At 46.0% G+C, this 3,563-nt stretch carries 4 protein-coding genes; all 4 read right to left on the bottom strand.

The features are described 5' to 3' along the window. Positions 1 to 771, bottom strand: a 771-nt coding sequence (locus B3180_RS11505; protein WP_286844661.1) for a DUF819 domain-containing protein, incomplete at its 3' end; no start/stop codon positions are given. Positions 772 to 786: 15 nt separating this feature from the next. Next, entirely contained in the window at positions 787 to 1,161 is a 375-nt protein-coding gene (locus B3180_RS11500; protein WP_054487160.1) for a SirB2 family protein, read from the bottom strand. Positions 1,162 to 1,182: 21 nt separating this feature from the next. Next, positions 1,183 to 2,655 carry a DUF3369 domain-containing protein gene (locus B3180_RS11495; RefSeq protein ID WP_054487157.1) on the bottom strand — a complete coding sequence of 491 codons (1,473 nt, stop codon included), beginning with the start codon at positions 2,653 to 2,655 and terminating at the stop codon, positions 1,183 to 1,185. Positions 2,656 to 2,657: 2 nt separating this feature from the next. Beyond that, positions 2,658 to 3,503, bottom strand: coding sequence for a peptide chain release factor N(5)-glutamine methyltransferase (gene prmC, locus B3180_RS11490; protein WP_054487155.1), 846 nt, complete (start codon positions 3,501 to 3,503; stop codon positions 2,658 to 2,660). Positions 3,504 to 3,563: the final 60 nt, after the last annotated feature.

Genomic DNA, 3,563 nt, shown 5'->3' with positions numbered 1-3,563 from the left:
TAATAAATGCGCCAAGCCAGCAACACCAAAGCCAATAGCTAAAATGAGCATCAAGTCGCGTAAGCTGGGGTTTCTGACATGCTCCGCTTCATACTTTTCAACTCTGTGGCGAATATTGTCGATAGCTGATGTATCTGCTCCTGTGCGAGCGTCTATCTTCTTAGAGTTTGCAGCCATATACAGCAATACTGCCATCCAGAGGTTGGCGACAATAATATCAACAGTGACCATGGCGGAAAAAATATCGCCACCCACTTCATACACTTCTTTCATTGCGGCCTGGTTAGCACCACCGCCAATCCAGCTTCCGGCAATTGTTGTCATTCCTCGCCAAACAGCGTCAGGCCCTGCTCCGCCTATCATTTCCGGAAACACAGCAGAAACCAGTAGCAAAGCAATTGGACCACCAATGACAATACCGAAGGTACCGGTTAAGAACAGAATAAGAGCCTTAGAACCAAGACCTAAAACGGCTTTAACATCCAGACTTAAAGTCAGTAAAACCATACAGGCAGGTAACAGGTAATCCATAGCAATATCGGTTACTGCTGTCTGGTTTCCGTCAACAATACCAAAGGTATTCAATAAAGACGGCAGAAAATAACAAAGCAACAACGCAGGAACAAAACGGTAAAACTTTTTGAAAGCAGGATGTTCACTGGTGTTGGTATAAAAAACGAAACCGAGAATTGCAAATAATAGTCCGGCAACAACTCCGTCGTTGGTAATTAACGCATTGGTTTGAGAAACAACTGATTCAGGCGCTAACATAGATATTCCCTTAAATTAACCGGCAATAAGTGCTTGTTTTGACATTGCAACGTGCAGCAGAAATGCTATCCAGCCACAGGCACCAATAAACCCTAACCAGCGAGCGCCAGCTGTCTTTCCTTTCATGGCTAATACGCCAAAGCCAATGTAGGCAATAACACCTATCACTTTGTCCGTTAGCCAGGGAACCTGAATTGGGTACATACTTAAGCTCACCATGATACCAACGGCGCTAAGCAGCAATAAGGTGTCGTTAACGTGAGGGACTATTTTTAACCACTTCTTTTTAACTAGTGGCGAGTCAATTAATTGCAGTACGAAACGGAATAAAAAAAGGCTGATCGAAATCAGCACAAACAATACATGTAAGTGTTTAAAAGCAGTGTACACAAGTAACCTCTTATTATTTAATTAAATTTTTCTAAGTTCAGGCAGGGCTTTAATCACTACATCAAGAAACTTGGGTGAATAGTAGCGACCTTTTTCATCGTTCAACCGTACTGTAATATCGTCATCGCTGATGCCACTCTCCCACCATTCCAGAAGCTGCTCAGTTAATAACAAAACTTGAGTACTTATTGCAATATCGGAACCTTGTTTACCTTCCGGCAAACCCAGTCCGTCCCACCGCTCAAGTCTTTCTATTAATGCTCTGTGGGCACTCTGTGTTGCTTCATGCTCACCATGCGCTAATGCTCTCAGTGAACGTGCAACACGCTGCTGACAGGTTGTTTCTACGGCAGCTGCGGCATCAGTTGCGCAATCGAGTAATGGCCGAGCTTGTGCGAACAATGACCAGGCTAATGCGGTCGTTTCCGCGTCATCTGCAACAACCCGTTGTGCTATTTCGTAAGTCAAACGAACTTCATTGTCTTGCTCGAGAACACGATTAAACTGGCTTGCATGGTGAAGCATCAGCTGATCCGCTAAGCGCGCCAGGAATTTATCGGAATCTTCCAGGCACACGACGTTATCCTGTGCCAGTTGGACGTTCTCTGAAAACAATTGAAGAACGTGATGATCGTCTGCGGTCAGAGGGCGAGACAAGCCTCCGATAAACAAAACGGATCCATGTGCACGACAGTGACTGCGGCAATATAAAAGCACGAAGTCGTCGCCATAATAGGAACCATGGTTGGCAATAACATGCTCAAGTTCTGACAAAGCTTTTGACGGGATAACAGAGCGTAACGTTTGCCCGACACAAACTTTTGAGTCTTCACCATGAGCGGCCAGAACTTTATAGGTGGAACCGTCTTCGTTAGACGTTGCATAAAGCGTCTGCTTTGCCCCGCCAATAACCCAACTGAGTTGTTGCACTAAACCATCAACAAAGCTATTCATTGGCTGTAAAGCGTAAAGGTTCGCAGAAGCTGAGATGATTTTTTCAAGCCCGTGACGGCTTTGGTCAATCGACATAATATCGCGGTATGAACGCAACGATGACATGACTGCGGTAAAGAGTTTTTGCGCCGTAAGTTCTGTCTTAGACTTATAGTCGTTAATATCGTAATTAACGATAACCGTACGCTCTGGCGCTTGCCCCGGCTGCCCGGTTCGCAGAATAATGCGGGTAAAGTGGTTGTCTGCCTGTTCGCGAATATAGCGCGCCACCTGCAGTCCGGCGTCGTCTGTTTCCATGACAACATCCAGTAACAGTATTGCCGCATCAGGGTGTTCATCGATTAATTGCCGCGCTTCTTCACCAGAAAAAGCACTGTAAAACTTTAACCCACGACCTAAAAAATTAAAGTCGTTTAAGGCCAGTTTGGTTACGGCGTGCACCTCTGGTTCGTCGTCGACAATCAGAATTTTCCAGTATTCTGTCGGTAATTTTGTGGTTTGCTGGCTGGCTTCGTCAGCAAACATAAACTGATTGCTCATTATTATTCTCTCTCCGCCCTGGCTTTCTTCCCACCGGTAACTCGTTCTACCCTAGCATAATCCTGCCAACGGTTAATCATTTTATAACCATTTTTCAACAACAGCTCAACGACACTATCTGCCTGTTGCCATCCTTGCTCAAGTAGTAACCAGCCCTGTTCAACTAAACGTTCATTAGCCTGTTTTATAATAGTCTCAATATCGGCTAAACCATTATTTTCTGCAACTAATGCCGTATGGGGTTCAAATCTAACATCCCCTGCGCCTAAATGTGGATCGCCAGCATCAATATAAGGTGGGTTGGATAGCACCAAGTCAAAGTTAAGCGACTTTGGCACAGATTGAAACCAGTCGCTGTACAAAATATCAACATCTAAGCCTAATTTTTTACTATTACGCTTAGCCAGTTCAACGGCTGCTTCATTGCTGTCACACGCCATAACCTGCCACCCGGGTCGTTCCGACTTTAGCGCCAGTGCCACCGCTCCGGTTCCTGTACCTAAATCGAGCACACGGGCGTTTTCAGGAAGCTCCAGGCTAAGGGCGGCTTCAACCAGGGTTTCGGTGTCGGGCCGGGGAATCAAAGTACTGTCGTTAACTTCAAGCATCAGTGACCAAAACTCGCGGCGACCGGTTATATGAGCCACCGGACGCCCCTTCTGGCGAGCTGCAATAACGCTCCGATAATGCTCAAGCTGCTCAGCCGTGAGTTCCTTTTCAGGCCAGGTCAGAAGATAGGCTTTTTCTTTATTCAACACATAACAAAGTAAGGCAGATACATCAGCAGCCGCGTCTTCGCTTTGACTTAATTGCTCTCTGCCCCAGATTATCGCCTGCTGTAGTGTCATTGCTGTCCTTCAGACAACGCCGCCAGTTGATCGGCTTGATGCTCAGTAATGATTGCATCG

Origin of the sequence: Idiomarina sp. UBA4206, assembly GCF_002383015.1 — a bacterium.
GTDB lineage: Bacteria > Pseudomonadota > Gammaproteobacteria > Enterobacterales > Alteromonadaceae > Idiomarina > Idiomarina abyssalis.
This window is presented reverse-complemented; position numbering and strand designations above follow the sequence as displayed.

Excerpts from the sequence above, each read along its gene's own strand:
- B3180_RS11495 (WP_054487157.1), bottom strand. The coding sequence starts at position 2,655 with ATGAGCAATCAGTTTATGTTTGCTGACGAAGCCAGCCAGCAAACCACA.
- prmC (WP_054487155.1), bottom strand. The coding sequence starts at position 3,503 with ATGACACTACAGCAGGCGATAATCTGGGGCAGAGAGCAATTAAGTCAA.